19 protein-coding genes are annotated in these 20,158 nt (G+C 45.1%); 3 read left to right on the plus strand and 16 right to left on the minus strand.

Translation table 11 applies throughout. From position 1 onward, the window contains the following. Window positions 1–311: 311 nt before the first annotated feature. From ACSQ8O_RS34580 to ACSQ8O_RS34590, 3 genes are all read right to left on the minus strand, one after another. Window positions 312–1,061, minus strand: a complete 750-nt coding sequence (locus tag ACSQ8O_RS34580; protein ID WP_436245427.1) for a YwmB family TATA-box binding protein — start codon at window positions 1,059–1,061, stop codon at window positions 312–314. A gap of 70 nt (window positions 1,062–1,131) precedes the next feature. Next, the gene (locus tag ACSQ8O_RS34585; protein ID WP_436245428.1) at window positions 1,132–1,524 is read right to left on the minus strand and encodes a VOC family protein; all 393 of its coding nucleotides are present in this window, start codon (window positions 1,522–1,524) and stop codon (window positions 1,132–1,134) included. 68 nt (window positions 1,525–1,592) lie between these two features. Continuing rightward, complete coding sequence (locus tag ACSQ8O_RS34590) at window positions 1,593–1,814, minus strand: hypothetical protein (RefSeq protein WP_436245429.1); 222 nt, start codon at window positions 1,812–1,814, stop codon at window positions 1,593–1,595. Window positions 1,815–1,968: 154 nt separating this feature from the next. On the opposite strand from ACSQ8O_RS34590, the gene ACSQ8O_RS34595 reads away from it, so the two are divergent. Next, on the plus strand, window positions 1,969–2,247 hold the full coding sequence (locus ACSQ8O_RS34595; protein WP_056620694.1) for a hypothetical protein: 279 nt from the start codon (window positions 1,969–1,971) through the stop codon (window positions 2,245–2,247). A gap of 56 nt (window positions 2,248–2,303) precedes the next feature. Here ACSQ8O_RS34595 and ACSQ8O_RS34600 read toward each other — a convergent pair whose 3' ends face one another. After that, a complete protein-coding gene (locus ACSQ8O_RS34600; RefSeq protein WP_436245576.1) occupies window positions 2,304–4,988 on the minus strand; it encodes a response regulator in 2,685 nt (894 codons plus the stop codon). Between the two features lie 159 nt (window positions 4,989–5,147). Between ACSQ8O_RS34600 and hisC the strand changes: the two genes are divergently transcribed. Further along, entirely contained in the window at window positions 5,148–6,266 is a 1,119-nt protein-coding gene (gene hisC / locus ACSQ8O_RS34605) for a histidinol-phosphate transaminase (RefSeq protein ID WP_436245430.1), read from the plus strand. Window positions 6,267–6,281: 15 nt separating this feature from the next. Here the strand turns inward: hisC and ACSQ8O_RS34610 are convergent, their stop codons facing one another. From ACSQ8O_RS34610 to ACSQ8O_RS34640, 7 genes are all read right to left on the minus strand, one after another. Further along, the gene (locus tag ACSQ8O_RS34610) at window positions 6,282–7,397 is read right to left on the minus strand and encodes a LacI family DNA-binding transcriptional regulator (RefSeq protein WP_436245431.1); all 1,116 of its coding nucleotides are present in this window, start codon (window positions 7,395–7,397) and stop codon (window positions 6,282–6,284) included. A 37-nt stretch (window positions 7,398–7,434) separates the two neighbouring features. Next, window positions 7,435–8,361 carry a glycoside hydrolase family 113 gene (locus ACSQ8O_RS34615; protein ID WP_436245432.1) on the minus strand — a complete coding sequence of 309 codons (927 nt, stop codon included), beginning with the start codon at window positions 8,359–8,361 and terminating at the stop codon, window positions 7,435–7,437. 11 nt (window positions 8,362–8,372) lie between these two features. Then, on the minus strand, window positions 8,373–9,212 hold the full coding sequence (locus tag ACSQ8O_RS34620; RefSeq protein WP_436245433.1) for a carbohydrate ABC transporter permease: 840 nt from the start codon (window positions 9,210–9,212) through the stop codon (window positions 8,373–8,375). A gap of 3 nt (window positions 9,213–9,215) precedes the next feature. After that, the gene (locus ACSQ8O_RS34625) at window positions 9,216–10,094 is read right to left on the minus strand and encodes a carbohydrate ABC transporter permease (protein WP_436245577.1); all 879 of its coding nucleotides are present in this window, start codon (window positions 10,092–10,094) and stop codon (window positions 9,216–9,218) included. Window positions 10,095–10,228: 134 nt separating this feature from the next. Then, window positions 10,229–11,539, minus strand: a complete 1,311-nt coding sequence (locus ACSQ8O_RS34630; RefSeq protein WP_436245434.1) for an ABC transporter substrate-binding protein — start codon at window positions 11,537–11,539, stop codon at window positions 10,229–10,231. A gap of 145 nt (window positions 11,540–11,684) precedes the next feature. Continuing rightward, window positions 11,685–13,205, minus strand: coding sequence for a response regulator (locus ACSQ8O_RS34635; RefSeq protein WP_436245435.1), 1,521 nt, complete (start codon window positions 13,203–13,205; stop codon window positions 11,685–11,687). A gap of 85 nt (window positions 13,206–13,290) precedes the next feature. Beyond that, window positions 13,291–15,048 carry a sensor histidine kinase gene (locus tag ACSQ8O_RS34640; RefSeq protein ID WP_436245436.1) on the minus strand — a complete coding sequence of 586 codons (1,758 nt, stop codon included), beginning with the start codon at window positions 15,046–15,048 and terminating at the stop codon, window positions 13,291–13,293. A gap of 168 nt (window positions 15,049–15,216) precedes the next feature. Between ACSQ8O_RS34640 and mscL the strand changes: the two genes are divergently transcribed. Further along, window positions 15,217–15,681, plus strand: a complete 465-nt coding sequence (gene mscL / locus ACSQ8O_RS34645) for a large conductance mechanosensitive channel protein MscL (protein ID WP_436245437.1) — start codon at window positions 15,217–15,219, stop codon at window positions 15,679–15,681. A 27-nt stretch (window positions 15,682–15,708) separates the two neighbouring features. Here mscL and ACSQ8O_RS34650 read toward each other — a convergent pair whose 3' ends face one another. From ACSQ8O_RS34650 to ACSQ8O_RS34670, 5 genes are all read right to left on the minus strand, one after another. Then, window positions 15,709–16,467, minus strand: a complete 759-nt coding sequence (locus ACSQ8O_RS34650; protein ID WP_436245438.1) for a (S)-benzoin forming benzil reductase — start codon at window positions 16,465–16,467, stop codon at window positions 15,709–15,711. Window positions 16,468–16,825: 358 nt separating this feature from the next. After that, window positions 16,826–17,269: a hypothetical protein gene (locus ACSQ8O_RS34655; RefSeq protein ID WP_436245439.1), complete on the minus strand. Its 444-nt coding sequence runs from the start codon at window positions 17,267–17,269 to the stop codon at window positions 16,826–16,828. 15 nt (window positions 17,270–17,284) lie between these two features. After that, window positions 17,285–17,689, minus strand: a complete 405-nt coding sequence (locus ACSQ8O_RS34660; RefSeq protein WP_436245440.1) for an NUDIX hydrolase — start codon at window positions 17,687–17,689, stop codon at window positions 17,285–17,287. Window positions 17,690–17,856: 167 nt separating this feature from the next. Continuing rightward, window positions 17,857–18,894 carry an adenosine deaminase gene (gene add, locus ACSQ8O_RS34665; RefSeq protein ID WP_436245441.1) on the minus strand — a complete coding sequence of 346 codons (1,038 nt, stop codon included), beginning with the start codon at window positions 18,892–18,894 and terminating at the stop codon, window positions 17,857–17,859. A 224-nt stretch (window positions 18,895–19,118) separates the two neighbouring features. Next, window positions 19,119–20,156, minus strand: coding sequence for a FecCD family ABC transporter permease (locus tag ACSQ8O_RS34670; protein WP_436245442.1), 1,038 nt, complete (start codon window positions 20,154–20,156; stop codon window positions 19,119–19,121). Between the last annotated feature and the right edge of the window lie 2 nt (window positions 20,157–20,158).

Genomic DNA, 20,158 nt, shown 5'->3' on the forward strand with positions numbered 1-20,158 from the left:
GTTCACTGCCGTGTTACCGAAGCAGCGAGAAGTAATATACCACAGATCGTTTCTCAATTGCAAGCACTTTTTTCTTGTCAATTTATGTCGGTGTCTGTCGGAAAGTCATCTTACCATACCTCATTGCTTGAAAGCAAGTCCACTTCAATTTCGCTTGTCGTGGTTATTTGCTTCAGAACAACGAGGACTAATGTACCATGCCTAGAAACCAATTACAACCCCTCTGGAAAAGTTCCACTATTGCAATTGTTTCGAATTGTTCCTACAAGTACATGAGAAAAAAAGGATGCATCCTGCACCCTTTTCTAAGTTTAGTATTCCATTGTAATAATCGGTGTTCCGATCGTTAATCGCCAGAGACCCGAAGTGGTATCTAGATGAAGTGCGATTTGGACATTCACCTTTTGATTGCCGCTTCGTATAGAAGCTTCGAATTCAGATGATACCAATGATGCACTGTAGGTAGTACCATCTTCGTAGCGCTCAACAACATTTCCTTTATAAGCTTGAACTAACTCGGCGAGGAACTCTTTAGGGTCATTCGATATGCTAAAGTCTTCAGCAGCATTTCCTTGTATCATCACGTTCCACATACCTTGAATGCCCTGTCCAGATAATTTCGCGGTCATTTGCTCCTGCCATTTCAGAAGTTGGGCTTGGTCTGCACTACCTGGCGCATCTAATCGTAATACAGCATAACAAGCCGACTGTCCCACTGGACTAGCAACGGTTAATGTCGCGTCTGCACTTCCAGCAGCCTCTGACTTTACTGTATAGATACTGCCTTTGAAGGAAAGAGGCTCATTTGTGTAAGATGTAAACCCGAGCTTGTTGGACAACCGTTCACCCGCATCCATCACTTTGCCATCCACACCGTCACATGTACCGAAATAGCCTGTATATTTGAAGGTAATATGTTCATTAGTTTGCATAAAAGGCTTTGCCACACGGAGTAATAGCTGTGCATCTTGTTCAGCTTGCGCATCCACATGACGAATCCACCCGAAGAATAAGCCCAGTATAGCGATGCCTACCATCATTTGAGTCCAACGCTTTGACATGAAAAAAGCACCTCTTTGCTAGAATCTATCACTCTAGTAAAAGGATGCCCGTATCTAGCAGATGTTAAACCTATCCACGTGTCGATTGAAAGAATTCAATTCGCTCGCCATCTAACCCGTTAAAGAAGAAATACTTAGAGCCGTTCGGAAGTGTTGTAATTTCCTTATCCAGTTGCTCAACCTCTAAATCTTGAATTCTCGCGAATTCAGCATCGATATCATCTACGGTAAAAGCCAAGTGATGCACTTTGCCTTCCTGTGGCAAGTTCGCATTATAGCCTTCAATTAATTCAACTTCTGTTTCATTTGCAGTTTCAAAGCCTAGAAAACCAAGCCGGATAACGCCATTCGTATGGAGTAACGTTCCTTTGTGCTTAAGTCCGATTACATTAACATAAAATGCTATAGACGCTTCTAAGTTTGCTACCATGACGCCTACGTGCTCTAATTTCATAACGGTCATATGTATCTGCCTCCTTGTTCTAACCCCCTTCATTTTAGCTAAAAATAAAGAAAAGAGCTAGACCGCGATCAATACATTGGAATTGTCTCCATCTCTCCATTTAGTGAGAAGAGCGTTACCTCTGTATTCGTTGTATGAACTAGGCCCAGGTTATCAAATACTTCCCTGATCTGAGCATTATTTAAGTGCTTCGTTATCGCTTCAACGGCTCGGGATGAATATTCTTGGTATATGGATTCGAAAAAAATAAGCACTTCTTTTTCACCAATGATCACTTTCGTGTGCAGCATTCGCAACACCCCCGGTTCAGATAGAACAATTGTATATTTTGGAAGCTAAGAAAGTATGAGGACTTCTTTAGGTTTATGTTAGGTTTGTAGACTTCGCCAAATATAAGGTGTCCGTGTATAATGAAAACGAAAGCCACGGACGGGAGGGGCCAGAATGAGGTTGTTAAAGCTATTGCAAATCTATGAGGTGGATGGGATTACGCCAAAGCATCGGTCAGATCGATTCGATTTCGATGAGATTCAAGGGCAAACATTTCGTGAAGTGAACCCGACCGAGGTAGGATGTCCAATGACGTTATCAGGGGTTCAACAACATACACCATTCAAAACAACACGTGTGCAAGCGATTGATCAAGACGGGCTGGATTTCCGTGTATTGACACGCAACACGATTTATCATTTCGAAATATATACAGGACGTAATGTCCATTAACACAAAAGACCTTTGACCACTCCCATTATCGGGAGCTAGTTAAAGGTCTTTTGGGTTTATTTACTCAACCAAACCAGCATAAGCGAGAGAAGCTGACTCATATGCAGTGGCTTGCTGATATAGTCAGATGCACCTGCCTGCAAGCAGATTTCTCTGTCCTGTTTCATGGCTTTGGCCGTAAGTGCAATGATCGGAACGTCAGCGTAATGATTATCTTTCCTAATGAGACGCATCGCTTCATAGCCATCCATCACCGGCATCATGATATCCATGAGAATAAGCTCAATACTAGGATCCTTCGCCAATAGCTCTAGGCACTCTTGTCCATTCTGAGCAACACTCACGATGATTCCTTCTTGTTCAAATGCATTACAAAGTGCAAATACGTTACGCACGTCATCATCAACAACAAGAACTTTCCTATCCTTAAAACGATTGCTATTGCCATCTTCGAGTGCAGAAATGATTTCACCGTTTTCTCGAATGAAATAATCACTAATCGTGTTAGCAGTTGCCGCCGCTACTTCCTTATGCGTGGCGTTATTTCCCCCAATTAAAGGAGGCAGCGAAGGCACATATAACGTAAATGTACTTCCTTCGCCTTCCACGCTTTGCATCTGGATACAACCTCCAAGAAGTCTGGCTAATTCTCGACTAATCGATAACCCCAGCCCTGTCCCTCCATATCTCCGATTCGTTGTGCCATCTGCCTGATGGAAAGGCTCGAAGATGACTTCTTGCTTGTCAGTTGGTATACCAATACCCGTATCCTTAACGGAAACTGCCATAACCTGCATGTGCATGGCCGAAGGCAGTTGTTCCACAATTTGTTCCACACTGCACATGCTAAATTCCACGTGAACGTAGCCTTCATGCGTGAATTTAAATGCATTAGAAAGCAAATTTTTAATAATTTGACTGAGCCTCTGTTCATCTGTGTAGAATATTTTCGGCACTTGAGCATCCATCTCGATCCGAAATGTAAGCTTTCGTTGTTCTGCGACCTTCTCGAACTGACTTAGCAAGAGCTCAGGGAGCCAGTCCGCACGCAACTCACCTATATGAATATCCAATTTACCCGCTTCAACTTTAGACAAATCCAAAATATCGTTAATCAGGAGCAGCAAATCATTTCCCGAAGAATGAATAACACGAGCATACTCTTGCTCATCATGCGTTAAGGTTTTACTATTGTTTTCCTGAAGCATCTGAGAAAGAATCAATATACTGTTAAGAGGCGTTCGCAGCTCATGTGACATGTTCGCCAGAAATTCCGATTTATACCGCGAGCTCAGCTCCAGCTGAATGGCATGCTCTTCAAAGGAGACTTTCATGTGTTCGAGTTCCCTCGACCTTTCATCCGCGTAGCGATTCCTTTCCTCTAGCTGTTCATTAGTCAGATGCAATTCTTCCTGTTGACTTTGAAGTTCCTCGGTCATAGCCTGATACTCCCGAAGAAGACGCTCAACCTCCACACGCGTTTGCACGCTGTGAACGATTGTTCCTAAGACCTCTAAGATGTCATCCATCAGACTCAACTGAAGTGACGTGAATTTATTAAAAGAAGCCAGTTCCATGATCGCAATGACTTCTTGGTTATGAATGATCGGAACGATGAGGACACTTTGTGGGCTCGCTGACCCTAATCCTGATTTTAAACGGATATACGTTTCGGGGACATGTGTGAGATGAACAATTCGCTTCTCAATCGCACATTGACCAATCAATCCTTCGCCAAGATGAAAAAAGGGTTTACCAGCTTCAGCGCTTTCCTCCATAGCCGCATAAGATGCCAACCTCATCATGCCAGCCTTAGCTTCGTGTACGCTTCGAATGTAGAAAACGCCGAAGGAAGCTCCAAATAATTCTGCTGCTTTGCGAATAAAGGATGTACCCAGCGTTTCCAAATCGGAAATACCTTGCAGCATATGGACGACCTCTGTCAACTTCCGCTGCTGCCACTCGATTTCCTCTTGGCTCTCTAGCAACGCATTGGTAGCGTCGGCCAGATCCTTCACTTCATCATTCATTGTGACATGAATGCGCTTCGAACGATCCCGCTTCATAGAGCTCAGCTTCATGATGCTCTTGGTAACCTGTTTGATCGTCCCGACAATCGATCTCGAAATAACTAGTGCTGCTAACAACGAAAAAATGAGCACCACTCCCAACATAACAAATAAGGAGTTGGTCAACTTTTCATTTTGCGCATCAAGGTGTGCCGCCCGTTCCTTCACGAATCCCATTTCAATGCTGCGAAATCGACTCAATTGCGAACGAATATCTAGAATATTTTGATGAGTAATAAAGAAGGTAAAATTAAAATAACCCTCATTCTCAAGACCATTTCTCATCGTCGGTAACGTCCCGCCTGTTTGTATCAGCCAATTTTCGATAGATTCCTTGAGTGCGATTAAATTTTTCTCCTGAACGGGCGTATCACTCGTTAACTCTCTAAGTTGATTAAAGGAATCTCTCCACTTGGTCTGCCCGGTCGTATATGGTTCTAAATATTTTATTTCTCCTGTGAGTAAGTAGCCTCTTTGCCCATTTTCCATATCCATGACATATTTCTCAAGAAGATTCGACTCTCTATTGACGGCGAAATCATGCTCAATCACATAATTGCGATCTCGCTGCATGGCAGCTAATTGTTGACTAACAAGCACAAATGAAAGGGTTAAGCAGAAAATGATGAACGCATATCCAATCATAATTTTGGCACGAATACCGAATCTCATTTTCCTCAATCCACTGCCACCCCTTCTACCAAATCGACACCTAATAATTGTATCATATACCAAACTACTGGTGACTGGTATGCAAATCTTTTACTTTACTACTTTACCAAGTTAATGTATCATCTAAATAAAGCATATTCATTAAAAGGAGTGTTGTACATGACAGGTCCAGGTGTTGAAAACATCAATCCACGCAGCATTTTATCACGAATGAAGCCATACACGCCCGGCAAACCCATCTGGGAGGTTCAACGTGAATTCGGGCTTACATCCGTTACCAAATTAGCATCCAATGAAAACCCATTAGGTCCCTCCCCTCTAGCTCTAGAGGCTATACAAGCATATCTATCTGACATCCATCGCTATCCAGATGCAGAGACCGTAAATCTTAGAGAAGCTATTGCGGAGAAACGCGGATTCTCGCCTGAACAAGTCCTTGTTACTAACGGCGGTGATGAACTGATTACCCTGCTCTCCGAAACTTACTTAGAGCCTGGCGATGAAGTCATCGTACCCTCACCAACATTTAGCGAGTACGAATTCGGAGCCAACTTACTTGGAGCCAGCATCATTAGCGTGCCGCTTGGGGAGAATTATCGCTATGAAGTAGAAGCTATTCTCGAGGCTGTCACAGAACGCACGAAAATGCTCTATATTTGTTCACCGAACAATCCGACGGGCACTTACATGACCAAAACAGACCTGCACCGACTTGTGAAGAACTTACCTTCACATGTTCTAGTGATCTTCGATGGTGCGTACAGCCATTTCGTTACGGCTGATGATTACTGCGATGGGCTTGCGTTAGTACGAGAGGGCTATCCTGTTGTTGTGCTGCAAACCTTTTCTAAAATCTACGGCTTAGCGGGTATACGTGTGGGATACGGCATCGCTGATGCAGGTATTCTGCAACGGATTCGTCAGGTCAAAGAGCCTTTTAATGTGAATACACTCGCACAAGTCGGCGCTGTAGCCGCACTCAAGGATGATCAGCATCTTGAAGCAACACGTACGAATAATGTTAAGGTGCGCGAGGAGCTTTACACCGAATTGCGTACGCTAGCAATCCCTTTTACACCAAGCATGAGTAATTTCGTACTCGTTGATCTAGGAACACAAGCTAAATCCATCTATGATAATTTGATGAGTCGTGGGGTTATTGTTCGGTATGGCGGAGGTTGGAATCTTCCTAATCATGTTCGAATCTCAATTGGAACTTCCGAAGAGAATGAGGTGCTTGTTCAGACTTTGAAGGAAATTATGGCCGTTCTAACATAGAAAGAACCCCCTTTCCTAGATCATTGGAGAGGGGGTCTTTATAATTGGAGGCAGATCGTGGATGCGGCATGTAGCAGCTGAATTACGTACGATAATCTCCCCTTTTAAGAGGATGGTTTCCGCAGGTAAATCACGATTCTGGATTCGCCAAAACAGCACGTCCACACCGCGTTTGCCAATGAGTTCTTTGGTAACATTGACGGTCGTAAGCTCGGCAATTATAGGGTAGTCCATTTCGATATTATCAAAACCAGTGACGGATACCTCTTCAGGTACTGAGATACCCAACGAACGTAAAGCGGCGATCGTGGATTGAGCAATCCGATCATTCGCACAAACGAGTGCAGAAGGCAGCGATGATCTTTCCAGATGAGGCCGAAGAGCATCGCGAATTTGTTCTTCTTGAAGCTGCTGATCCAAGCTCTCCAAGTGCAGCAGCTTCTGAAATGCGCTCGGTTGATAAGGAATATCAGCCTCCTCTAACGCTTCACGAAAACCGTGCCAGCGCTCTCGAAAGCTTTTGGAAAAGGAAGTATTGCCTACGAATTGTACCGAGCGGTGTTCTAAACCAAGTAAATACTGAACGATCCGATAGGCACTTTCTCGATTATTTGCGAAAACCTGATCAGCTGAGATGAACGGGTCATCGTGATCAAGCAATACCAGCGGAAGTCCTAAACGAATGACCTCCATCAGCAATGGACGAGAAATTTCTCCAACACCGATAACACCAGCCAAACCTTGGGGACGTAAGCTGCTGTTCAGCCCTTCTGCAGCGTTTAGCGTGAGGGTGAGCATGTCCGTCCCTCTAAGCTCCAGCTCTTTGGCGATGCCATCCAAGATTTTGCCCCAATAGGTGGACTCTTTCGTTTGAAATCGGATGTTCGGCATCAACACAAGAACTGTGTTCCCCCCAGCTTCTGCCCCCTGGGTGCTCCATTTCTTATTGGTATCCAATTCACTAGGCGTGGTCTTCTTCTGAGTCAAATAGCCAAGCTGTCCGGCCAATTGCACAACGCGCTGTCTGGTTTCTACGCTGACGCCAGATTTCCCAGCTAAGGCTTTGGACACAACATACTTGGAGACGCCTAAACGATCTGCAATTTCTTGCATTGTAATTTTGCCTGCCAAGGCTCATCACCCATTCCATTATGTTCCTAGTTATTATCTATGAACGACGATAGAAGTCTTCTATTGTCTTCGCCGCCGGCTTCCCGTACATACAATAGTCATCATTACTGCTAGCCTCAGCTTCAGGGTATAGCTGCGCTGGCCAATCCCAAAGCATAAAGCCATGGAACCAGGATCTTCTTCCGATTTTCTCAAACATGACGTGATAGTAAGTATCTTGCTCTTCCATGCTCAAAGCACCTGCCAGGCCCCAATCATTCGGCAGCATCGCTGAGCCTTCGCGGCTCGGACAACCCGCTTCCATGAAGAAGAACGGCTTCTCCTGCCTCACCGCAAATGCCTCAAGCGTTGCTACACGCTCGTCCCATGTATCGATAGGGTAGTAGCCGCTTGAGGAGATCACATCGACAGCGTCCCACCACGTGATGTTCGTCTCTTGGTATTTGTCACAATTGTACGTAATCATACCTGTGTAAACGGTTCTCAGCTGACGGATCAGCTCCCTCCACTCGGTCTCACGGCGATCTGTTTGCACCATTTCACAGCCAATGCAGAACATTTCGCAGCCCGTTTCCTGGGCGATACGTGCATAGTGAAGAATGAAATCGGTATAGCTCGCGAACCAATCTCCCCATTTAGGCTCACAAGGTACATCCACGTCGAAGAAATTGATGTGCGCGCGCCATACGCCGTTGGCACAATTCACAACGGGTTTTAAACACACTTTGAGACCTAAACCGTGCGCCTTCTCGATCGCCCAAACGACCTCGGCATCGGTCACAGTTGGCTCTTCCTTATAATGAATTTCGGTAGCTTGCGGATGGTCTTGAAGTGCCGACAGCGCGATCGCCGTCCAGTTGACCCCCAGCTTCGCCATTTCCGTCATCGAGAAATCGGCGGTTCTATTAGCCCATGTACCTCGCGTACCTACCCAACCCCATGTCATCCCATTGATGTATTCCATGTTTACACATCCTATTCTTTGACTGAACCACTGACAATTCCCGAGAAAATAAAGCGCTGTAAGATTAAATAAAGGATCATCGTAGGCAGCATGACAATGAGAATGGCCGCACAGATAAGCTCCCAATGCGCACTATTCGGTCCCGCGAAGCGCATGAGTGACGTCGAAACGACCCCCAGCTTCTGGGACGGCATATACAAATACGGAATATACATATCGTTGTAGATACTGATCGTTTTCAAAATAACAGCCGTAGCCGTAGCTGGCCCCAAAAGTGGGAATATGATCATCCGATAGATTTTAAACAACGATGCGCCTTCCATCATCGCGCTCTCGTCGAGGGAATACGGGATTTTACCAATAAATTGTAAGTACAAATAAATCTGAACCGCATCTGTACTCGCGTAGAGCAGGATAGCTGCACCTCTGGAGTTGAACAAATGTAAATCCTGAATGATACTAAACGTCGCAACTTGAGTAGTGATTAATGGAATAAACGTCGCAACTAGATAAGCGGCAAGAATCATTCCTTTACCTCGGAAGCTAAATCTCCCTAATGCATAGGCAACCATCGTGCCGAGGATGATATTAATAAGCAACGAGGAAGCCACGATAATCCCTGTGTTCATGAAAGCCTGACCTAGCTTCCCAACTTCCAATACCTTAGCAAAGTTAGAGAAGTTAAAGATGTTATCCGGTAAGCTAAATGGACTGGTGGTCGCATATTCCTGCGCACTTTTGAAAGCATTCACCACAACCACGTAGGGAGGAATTAGCACAGTCAGTACCGCTATCAGAAGTGAAGCATATTTCAAGATGCTCGTAAGGAGCTTCACACTTTTATTTTCCACCGACTATTCCTCCCCGCGCAAAATAAATTTACGTTGAATCGTGATAACGACCGTCACAATGATAAGCAGCACAATGGCCATCGCCGATGCCAATCCAATGCTGTTAAATTTGAAGGCGACATCGTTGACCTTGGTGACGAACGTATCACTCCCCGGCGCTGCGCCCGTAATGATATATGGAATATCGAATACCTCTAACGCACCCGAAACCGTAAGCAGCATATTCAGCTCAATGATCTTGCGGATATTTGGCAGAGTAATATAGATCAGCGTTTGGAAGGAGTTTGCGCCGTCAATTTTGGCAGCCTCATACAAATCTCCGGGAATGGATTGCAAAACCCCTAAATAGATAACCATATTAAAGCCCATATACTTCCATAAGGAGACCGAAGCGAGTGATACATTCACCAGATCGGTGTTGCCAAGCCAGCTTTGCTTAAAAGCACCTAAGCCAAAGGTGTCCAGCAGTGTATTTAATGTACCGTGATCTGTGTTGAAAATGAATTGAAACATGTAGGCGGTAGCAACGCTATTAAGAATATAAGGTAAAAATAAAAAGACCCGAAACAGATTGCGTCCTTTTATTTTGGAGTTCAAAATGATAGCGAAATAAAGGGCTAGGATATTCTGAATAATACCGCCGACGAAATAATAAAAGTTGTGGCTGAAAACACCAAAAATCTCTTTATTCGAAAAAATCTCTTGGTAATTCGCAAACCCGATCCACTTAAACGACGTGCTGATGCCATCCCAATCCGTAAAGCTCAATTGAATCAGACGCAGTGCTGGGTAAAACGTAAAGGTCGCAAGTAAAAGGAGCGGAATGGTCAAAAAGGACAGCAAAATGAGAATACGCTGCGTTTTATACGTAAGATCTGGCATGACAATCCCTTCTTTACTCGTTAATAGAATGCGTGTTTCATGATGTGAAAATGACTCTGACACGCTCGTCTGTAAGGTAGAGACCGCGTCAGAGGTATGTTCATGTATTAGTTACTACGAATTACTACTGCGAGCTATTGACCAACCACTTTCTTCGCATCTGCCCATTTCTTGTTCAGATCAGCGAGGCCTGCTTTAAAATCCTTGTTCAAAACGAGCTTCTGAATGTACGCACCACCGAAGAAATCGATTTGTGCTTTGTTCGCAATGGTTCCATAAGCATCTGGATCTGGCTTACCTTGCAGGGTAGTCGGCTTCATAGCTAGGAATTCTTTCAACTGTGGCATCTTAGATTCTTTCGTTTTCAATGGTGGAATCATTCCCGCAAAGTCTGCATAGTCGGACTCTTCAACCATGAATTTCACGAACGCTTTCGCCGTTTCAATGTTTTTGCTGTTTTTCGCTACGCCATACATGTAATCTGCACCCATGTTAGCATTGTATTTGCCGCTGTTATCATAAGGCATTGGGAAGAATCCGATATCTTCCGATTTAGCACCATTTTCGATAATTTGAGGGATCACCCAGTTCCCTAGGAAGTACATAGCTGTTTTACCGCTAGCTACATCTTTCTTGGAGGATTCCCAGTCAGAAGACATCAAATCTTTCTCGGTGTAGCCCTTTTCTACAAACGTTTTCAAAATCGTAAGTGACTTATTATAAGGTGTCCCTTCCGCAAACGGAGCGTCGTTCTTCGTCATTGAACCGCGGAATTCCGGATCTCCTGAAATTTCGAAGGCAATTACATCCCACTCGCTTAATGGCCATTTATCTTTAAAGTTGGTGGCTAGCGGTGTAATACCCGCCCCTTTTAATTTCTCTGCAGCCGCATAAAGCTCATCAAGCGTTTTGGGCACCGATGTAATACCCGCTTTTGCAAAAGCTTGCTTATTGTAAGCTACACCGTTGGTATTCACGCCGCTTGGAAGACCGAAGGTTTTGCCATCGGATGCTTTAATATCGCTGAAGTAGACTTTATCATTTAAGCCAAGCTCATTCAGCGGAGCGTAATAATCGCCTAGTTTACCGTTAGGTACACCGTCTGGGATCATGTTCACGTCACCAAGCTCACCTGTGGACAACCGAACTTTCATTGTTGGGCCGTAATCTTTGATAGCTTCAACCTCCACATCCGTTACAGCTGGATATTTCTTCTTGAAGGCATCCTTCCACTCTTTGAATTTCGTATCAACCAAATCAGTGCGGTGCGTAATAACCGTAATTTTACCTTTAATGTTTGCATTAGCCCCTGCTGCTGTTGCAGCAGGCGAATTCGCTGCTGCCGAAGGAGAAGCCGTAGAACTGTTATCTGTTGATTTACCACAAGCTGCTGTTACGGACATTGCAAGTACTAACGTTAAGCTAGTTGTTAGCCATTTTTTCAATTGAATTACCCCCTCGAAATAGTCAAACGCTCAACTTGGTATCGCTTACATGCTTATTATATTTTTCTGGCAAGGTGATAGATATGTACTTTTTTTGTTTTTATTGTATTATCTTTGCGTATTCTTCCTATTTCATGCTAACAAATTAGCTAACAACATCTTTGTATTCCTTCGGCGTAAGACCAACCACTTTTTTGAATTGCTTGTTGAAGTAAGCAGGATCCTTGTAACCTACCATTTCCCCCACTTGATATGTCTTCAACTGCGTCTGCTCTTTGAGCAGCTCTTTCGCCTTATTCATACGAACAGATATGATGTATTCAATGACCGTAGTGCCTGTTTCCAGCTTGAACAGCTTGCTTAAATAGCTGGGAGTCAGGAAAACGCGTTTACTCAAGCTATTGAGATCCAGCGATTCTGCATACTCGAGCTCGATGATTTTTTTGATCTGATAGATTAACACATGACCTTGGCTGCTCTTCTCCGTCATTAAATAACTTAGCCCCTCAAGGAGTTTGCGCCCAATCAACGCGCTCGCTTCCCCGTAGGTAAAGCAAGCTTTAAGCTCAACCGTCCAATCCACCGACAAGGGAGCTAGATCGGCTTGTTCTTGACGTTTGCCCGCTTCTTTCTTCAAAGCATAGGATAGCGTCTCGACGAGCTCAAATAAATGATGCATCCGAATTTTGACGCTGCCTATTTCTTGGAGCATCTCCTTCACATGTGTTTCCATGGCAGGCATATCTAAAATTTCAATATCCTCAAGAACTCGCTTACGAAAAGGTTCAACTCGGTGTAGAGTACCAAATCGAACTTGTCCAGCGACTGTGCGCGGAGCCCTTTCTTGACTGTAAAAATTAAATTCAAGTGCATACAGCGCCTCACGATATCCTTCTTCCCATGCGTCGAGGTTCGATGAAAGCTTACTGATCCCTATAGAAATACGGAAAGAACGGTCCTGATCAAAAACTTCGAGTTGCTTCCGCAGGGTATGGACATGGGCTTCTTCATAGGCGCTATATCCCAGAAGGATCACGTAAGTTCGCTCATCCATTTCCACCGCTCCCACTTGAATCGCAGCAGGATTGGGAGTTACATGGAGCTTTTTCAGCAAGGTTGTCAAGGGAATCGAGATGTCCGTTCGGATCAGTACCAATAGATAGGCGGATATCTCAGCATAGGACGGATTGTACTGGGACAGGTTAAACCCCTTAGTAAGCTTGTCCATTTTGCCTAATAGAATGTCATGTATCGGCAATTCCGCGTGATCCGCAGGGCCCTCTTGCGACGCTTTATTCGGGAGTTCCATCGCTAATTGCGATAGCAGTTGATAAAACTCCTGCTTGTCTACAGGCTTCAGCAAATACCCAGAAACGCCCGAAGAAATTGCAGAACGCGCATATTCAAATTCGCCATAGCCACTCAGGATGACACATTTCGTATCGATATATAACTGTTTAATCGTTTTCGCTAGTTCTAAGCCCGTCATGCCAGACATTTTGATATCTGTAATCACCACATCAGGCTTATGTTTCTTCAACCCTTCTAGACACTCCGCTCCACTCGCATAAACCCCTATGATTTCGTACTGCGGGGACGCTTTAACAATCAATTTGGACAAACCGAGCCGAATTTTCTCTTCATCATCCACGATCATGATTTTCATGTGAACCCTCCTAAAGTTTTTCGGCAGAAATACTGGCATCGTAAGCAAAAGCTTAATTCCTTTAATATCAAGCGGAAAGATTCCTTCACACATTAAAAGGCAGCCTCACAATGACCGTGGTACCTTCTCCCTGCTGACTGGAAATACGCAGGCCGTAAGCGGGACCGTAATGCAAATTAATTCGTTCATCTACATTTAATAAACCTATGCCCGAAGTGGCATCTTCTCCGCTAGGATCTTGTCTTGTTTGGATGCGTTTATTTAACGCCGCTAATCTTTCTTCCGCTATCCCAGCGCCATTATCCTGAAAATAGAAGGTAAGGATGTGGCCGCTAATCTCATAAGATACATGAATATGAATCGCTTCATCACTCCCCTCGGTCTGACCATGGACAATCGTGTTCTCAATGATCGGCTGAAAAAGCAGCGGAATAACTACATAATGCCGCAGTGAATGCAAGTCCTGCACCGTCAATTTAAACTTATCGCGATAACGATAATTGATAATTTGGACGTACGTTCTAAGATGTTCGAATTCATGTTCCAGCGTCACCGTCCCCTTCATCGGCTTATAGCTGTGACGGAACAGCTTGCCTAATGCGGCAATCATTTCCGCTGTTTCTTCATCATCGTTAATCTCCGCCGTCATCCGAATGGTCTCCAGCGTGTTATATAAGAAATGCGGATTAATCTGATTCTGGAGTGCGGCTAATTCCGCTTCCTTCTTCCGCCCCTCAATCATATACACCTGACCAATAAGCTCTTTAATTCGTTCAAGCATCGAGTTAAAATGGTGCCCTAGACGGCCGGCCTCATCCTTCGTTTGCACATGGAAACTTACATCCAAGTCGCCGTTCTCTGCCTTTTTCATTAACCGCATTAACTTCTTCATCGGCTTGGTTAACGCAATGGATAGCAAAATTGAAATAAACAAGGCAAAGGTCACAATCAGACAGGTTACAATTAGCGTAATGTTCTGTGTTTGCATCGCTTCTTTCATAATTTGATCCAGAGGGATACGGATGATCGTTTTCCAACCCGTTTTCAGCGACTGCGAATAAATACATAGGTAGCGTACGCCATCAATTTCTTTAATAAAATCGCCCGATGTCCCTGCAGCCAATTGCACAAGCGGATCATTCGCAATGCGTTCGGTAATCCTTTTCTGCTCGGTATCATAAATAACTTGATTGTTCTCATCAATCATGAGCACTTTCCCGTTAGCAGCCGTTTCCAAATCACGCACCAAATTCTGAATGACACTAATATTGGCATCTACAGCGATCGTACCGATCGACTCCTGTGTATAGAAATCACGAATATCCCGAATGACGGTAAAAGCAAATTTCCCAGTCTGCCAATTAGCTAATTGTTGTGTGCTTAAGAAAACAGAACGGCCGCCCGCATCTCGAGCAAGGCGCTTCCACTCACCCGAGCGCTCTTCCAAATCCGTTCGGACGCCGCCTGACACGATGGTATAGTATTTATTGTTATTGTTATCAAAAATATAAATGGAGTTCGTACCGCGCTTAATATTATTCATAATGCGAATATAATTTTCCATCTCGACCTGCTTGATCGTTAGGCCCTGCTGTTTGTCTTCCAACAGCTGTTGAAGCGATGTTAAGTAGAGGGGAATTTGAGAAATTTGCTCCATATCCCCAATATAATCGTCCAGTCGATTCGTAATATTGTTCGTTAATTGCAGCGCATACAGGGTCGTGTTTTTCTTAATCGACTTGGAGTAATTCTGGTAGGATATATAACCTGTCAGCATGATTGGTAAAATGATTAGAAAAACAAAAACGATGATCAGCTTTTTCTCCATCGACATATTCGACATCCGTGTCCGCCTCCGCTTCGTGATCGTTCAGGAAATCGAACGCATGATGTTCATTATAGTCAGTTGCCCTATAAATGAAAACCGCCCTTTACTTACTAAGAGGGCATTTGTTTGGGCTCTATCAACTATGGTACAATGCTATCAATCATAGATTCATGGGGGTACATCATGTTAAAAGAATTCAAGGATTTTGCATTCAAAGGAAACATGCTCGACCTTGCTGTCGGGGTTATTATTGGGGGAGCTTTTGGTAAGGTTATTACTTCTATTGTGAATGACTTGGTCATGCCACTCGTCGGTTTACTCATTGGAAAAGTGAATTTCAATAATTTGTTTGTTGCATTGGATGGGAAACATTACGAAACATTTGAAGAAGCTGCCAAGAGCACCGCTGTCTTTCGATACGGGCAATTCCTATCAACCTTCTTGGATTTCTTGATCGTCGCGTTCGTTATCTTCATGGTTGTCCGCCAAATCGGCAAGTTCCGTAAGAAGGAAGCACCGAAGGAAAAAGCGGTTACTACCAAAGATTGCCCTCATTGCTTGTCTGAAATACCTGCGCAAGCTTCGCGCTGCAAGTTCTGCACTTCCGAACTTTCCTCTGGTGGTAAGGTTAGCGGCAGCATTCAATAGATCAGTAGAGAAAGAGCCCGTGTCGGATTACGACACGGGCTCTTTGGTACGCAAGTCGGCGATCTCGCCTTGTTCGAAAGCATTCGCGTGCAGCAAGTGCAACAGCTGCTTCGCGGTATCTTCAGGGGAGCGCAGCTCCCCCTTCTCTTGGAGCTGGACGAACCGTTCTACCTGCGGGAAGTCCTCTTCCGAGGCAGCGCGTATCTCCCGCTGCATATCGGTGTCCACCACACCCGGAGCAACGCTGCAAATCAGCACCTGGTGTGGCTGTTTCAACTGCTCGATGCCGACGCAGCGCGTCAGCATATCCAACCCGGCTTTGGCGGTGCAGTAGGCACCCCAGCCAGGGTAGGGCTTGCGCCCCGCGCCCGAGGAGATGCCGACGACCCGCTTCACGATCGGCCACGCCTGCGTGAGCCGAATGAAGCTGTTCGTCAGCACCGCGGGTGCGACGAGATTGACCTGCAGGCTGCGCTGCAGGTCGTCTGGGGCTGCTCGGCCGATCGACGTCATCGGTTCGAGCATGCCCGCATTGTTGATGAGCGTGACGGAAGCCACGCCATCTGGTTCCACGAGGATTCGCTCCATGAGCGAATCGATGCCTTCGGTTTGCGCCAAGTCGTAAGCATGGAAGGTCAGCTGACCTTCCATGCGCAGCGCCTCTTGGCGCAAGGTCTCGTTCTCGCTGCGGGAAATGCAGTGAACCGCAGCTCCTTGCTCTAGCAGCTGCCGGATGATTGCAGCGCCCAGGCCTTTGGAACCGCCCGTAATGATGTAAGTATCCATATGGTATGCCTTCCTTTTCTCCGGAGTAGCTCGACTAGGTTCATAGCCATGCTATTCCATTGTCTTCGAATTTTGCACGTCAGCCAAGGGGAACGAGGATCCGCTATTTTATGTAATGGTCTATTCCCGTCCCTAAAGGGAACGTGGCTCCTCTATTCCTTCAATTTCCCGGTACAATCAACGCTTTTGAGCAAAATAGTGTAATGACGTTCCCTTTCAATCCGAAAACGGCTGTTTTCGCTTGAAATAGCGGAACCACGTTCCGTTTGCGGCCATCCATACTATACTTATTGTCCCCTAATTTTTGAAAATCTTAGGTTTCCATTTCCGCCTTGTATTCAGCCGTTTTGGTACGATACTACCCCACGGACTTCCAATCTGCCAATATTTCCTCTAACGGTTTCTCCAATTTCCGCTTGTTAACTGTAATTCTTACCACATCTAATTTGTCTCTTACGAAAATCTCGAATTGATTAACCCTTCCTTCAACCATATAGTAATGGAGGATATCTTCCTTGGAAATGTATGTATCGTTTACCTTAATGCCGTTATCTCCAACATACGTACGATCCAGCAAGGCTGACAAGAGAATAAGGAGGAATAGCACCGCATACTTCCAATGACTATCTAGTGTGACAATAAAGGGTAAGAAAAACAAATTCAGCAGCGTAATGAATATTTTTTGGTAGTCACTATACCCAACGAGTGCAACTGTCCCAACCTGTTTCTTAGCTATACTAGCTCTGTAACTTTTGAATATCATGTACAAAACATAGACAAGAACGATCACATAGGAAATCATTACGATGTTCGCCTCCTATCTTTTTGATACACTTTGTAGATACGCCATTATACTATCCCTATATACTTGACCCATCGCCTCCGGCAGACCATGCAAATCAAAGTATTGCAAATCTCGGGTTTCAGCCATTTCCATGGCTAGCTCACCTGTAGCTTCACGCGCCATATAGGCCGTAGTTACAGCATAAAATTCATCTCCATTGGAAAGCGTGTAATGATATTGAGCGCCAGAAAACACGCCTACTAATGTTAAGTCCCCCACTGTCAAACCTGTTTCTTCATGAAATTCGCGTCGAGCTGTATCTTCTAAAGATTCACCCAAATCCATAAGTCCTCCTGGCAGCCCCCAGGTCTCATTCGGTCTTTGTTGCAGAAGAACCTGCCCAAGATCATTAACCAAGATTACGACTGCTCCAGGCAAAATAATGGGATGATGCCCAACGAATTGTCTAAGTTGTTTATAATACTCGATGACAATTGCACCTCCGACTTCAAGGATTTGAAAATATCCCTTATTTTAACATAACAAACATCTCCTTGAACAAAAAGATCTGCTGCGTAATCGCAACAGATCTCTTCCACCTTCATTTAATTATATACACCCAAGCTGATAAGCTCAGCTTCCATCTCTCCTCTGAAAATCCCTTTATCGTGTTCATCCATAAAAGCGGCCTCCACACCATTCATGATCAACTTCACTAACTCTGGTGTTGTAAACGCGAATCGATCGGCAATTGTACGATACTCTTTCGTAATATCGGTTCCCGAGACACTTGGATTGTCGGTGTTAATCGTTACGATTAAACCTTGATCCAAGTACTCCCGGATCGGATACGCCTCCCACGAAGCCACAGCCTTCGTTTGGATATTGGAGATCGGACACATTTCTAATGGAATACGGCGATCTTTGATCAACTCCAGAATAGCGGCATTCTCCCGAAGTCTTACCCCATGCCCGATTCGGGTTGCCCCTAGATGTGTAACTGCCTCGTAAACGTTAACCGCACCCGCTGCCTCGCCAGCATGAATGGTCACAGGAATGCCGAGCTTATGTGATCTAGCGAACACTTCTCGGAAAAACTCAGGCGGATAATTCGCTTCATCACCAGCCAAATCAACAGCAACTACGCCCTTCCCTACGAACTTGGCGGCTGCTTCAATGACTTCCAAATTCTCAGCACAGGGATGATTCCGCATGCAAATGGCAATAACACCGAATCTCGTTCCAAAATCGCGCCCCGCACGCTTTAATCCTTGCGTGACGTAATGGAACGTCTCTTCTAAAGTTAACCCCATGTTGCGATGCAGTTGAGGCGCGAAGCGCACCTCCACATAACGACAGTTATGCTCCACGGATTGCTCAACGACTTCATAAGCTACACGTTCTAAGGCTGCACCTGTTTGTAGGAAGCGTGTCGTAAAATCGAATTTCCCTAAGTATTCAATCAGACTGCCGCAATTGTCCGTCACGCGCATATGCGGGATCAGCCCATCCTTGTCGTAAACAGGGAGTGATATGCCTTGCTCGAGAGCGAGCTCCAAAATCGTCTCGGGCTTCACACTTCCATCCAAATGTAAATGAAGATCCACCTTCGGTAATCTCGCTAACAAATCATTCGTTCGCATGTGAGCCATCTCCCATCTCTCCCTTTGCCTCTCGTAGACGCCAGCGCGCTAGAGAAGAATTTTAATTACTTTAAACGAATGTAATGTTTATGTCAATATATATAACAATATTTATTTCAACTAGTATATGCGTTAAGTTATCTAACATTTCCTATGTGGCAGGTAAAATGAGAAAAATCCACAACAGGCTACTAAGCCTACAGTGGATTTTTATGTTTATCTTCTTACGAAGCTCTCGTTCGAACTAATAAATACAGAAAATATGGCGCTCCGATAACAGCGGCCACGATGCCAGTCGGAACCTCAGTCGGTTGAAACATCCCCCGTGCTATCGTGTCCGCCACAATAAGCAGCAGCCCTCCAGTGAGTGCCGAAGCCGGAATCAAGTATTGATGCTTAGGTCCAACTAATCTTCGTGCCAGATGCGGACCTATCAACCCTACAAAGCCAATCCCACCACCGACCGCGACGCATGCGCCTGCAAGTGCAACGGCTGCAGCCAGCAACCCAAGGCGTTCCCGCTCCATCCTTATCCCGAGTCCAATGGACGTCATTTCGCCTAGATTCAGCACATTCAGCACATTGGCTTTGAACATGACGTAAGGAATGAGCACGACGATCCACGGTAATAAGGCGAGAACAAACTTCCAGTTGGTTCCCCAGATACTACCTGCTAACCAGATCTGAACGAACTGAAAATCGGTCGGATCCAAGCGAATGCTCAGTACAACCATCAGAGAAGCAATACCCGCGGAAACCGCGATACCCACAAGGAGCAGACGGGATGACGAGATCCCTTTGCCTTTGACATACGAAAGTGTATAGATCAGTAAAGCGGCCAAACCGGCGCCCAGCATAGCGATCATCGGCATGAAGAACAACGGTGCCCCAACATTATTGGGATAAAAAGATACGACCAGAATGATCGCAATTCCTGCTCCTGCGTTAATGCCCAGAATACCTGGGTCAGCTAGCATATTCCGTGAAATCCCCTGTAAGATAGCTCCTGAAACCGCTAACCCCGCTCCAACCAGGATTGAAATCACGATACGTGGAAGACGGAAATCAAATAGAATGATGCCTTGTTTCGCTGTCCCGCCTCCAAAAAACGTTCGAAGCACCTCAATAGGACTTAAACGAATCACGCCAGTATTCATACTAATAATAAATACGATGATTATAAGGACCATTAAAATCGACATCACCGTGATCGCTTTAGCCAATCTCGGTTTCTTGATACTGCCAGATTGCATGGATGCCATTG

Source organism: Paenibacillus sp. LjRoot56, from assembly GCF_964253335.1.
GTDB classification, from domain to species: Bacteria; Bacillota; Bacilli; order Paenibacillales; family NBRC-103111; genus Paenibacillus_E; species Paenibacillus_E allorhizoplanae.

Coding starts and splice junctions, on each gene's coding strand:
- add (WP_436245441.1), bottom strand. CDS start 18,894: ATGCGAACGAATGATTTGTTAGCGAGATTACCGAAGGTGGATCTTCAT.
- ACSQ8O_RS34650 (WP_436245438.1), bottom strand. CDS start 16,467: ATGGATACTTACATCATTACGGGCGGTTCCAAAGGCCTGGGCGCTGCA.
- ACSQ8O_RS34640 (WP_436245436.1), bottom strand. CDS start 15,048: ATGTCGAATATGTCGATGGAGAAAAAGCTGATCATCGTTTTTGTTTTT.
- ACSQ8O_RS34655 (WP_436245439.1), bottom strand. CDS start 17,269: ATGATTTCCTATGTGATCGTTCTTGTCTATGTTTTGTACATGATATTC.
- ACSQ8O_RS34590 (WP_436245429.1), bottom strand. CDS start 1,814: ATGCTGCACACGAAAGTGATCATTGGTGAAAAAGAAGTGCTTATTTTT.
- ACSQ8O_RS34635 (WP_436245435.1), bottom strand. CDS start 13,205: ATGAAAATCATGATCGTGGATGATGAAGAGAAAATTCGGCTCGGTTTG.
- ACSQ8O_RS34595 (WP_056620694.1), top strand. CDS start 1,969: ATGAGGTTGTTAAAGCTATTGCAAATCTATGAGGTGGATGGGATTACG.
- ACSQ8O_RS34670 (WP_436245442.1), bottom strand. CDS start 20,156: ATGGCATCCATGCAATCTGGCAGTATCAAGAAACCGAGATTGGCTAAA.
- ACSQ8O_RS34585 (WP_436245428.1), bottom strand. CDS start 1,524: ATGACCGTTATGAAATTAGAGCACGTAGGCGTCATGGTAGCAAACTTA.
- mscL (WP_436245437.1), top strand. CDS start 15,217: ATGTTAAAAGAATTCAAGGATTTTGCATTCAAAGGAAACATGCTCGAC.
- ACSQ8O_RS34615 (WP_436245432.1), bottom strand. CDS start 8,361: ATGGAATACATCAATGGGATGACATGGGGTTGGGTAGGTACGCGAGGT.
- ACSQ8O_RS34600 (WP_436245576.1), bottom strand. CDS start 4,988: ATGAGATTCGGTATTCGTGCCAAAATTATGATTGGATATGCGTTCATC.
- ACSQ8O_RS34580 (WP_436245427.1), bottom strand. CDS start 1,061: ATGTCAAAGCGTTGGACTCAAATGATGGTAGGCATCGCTATACTGGGC.
- hisC (WP_436245430.1), top strand. CDS start 5,148: ATGACAGGTCCAGGTGTTGAAAACATCAATCCACGCAGCATTTTATCA.
- ACSQ8O_RS34625 (WP_436245577.1), bottom strand. CDS start 10,094: ATGCCAGATCTTACGTATAAAACGCAGCGTATTCTCATTTTGCTGTCC.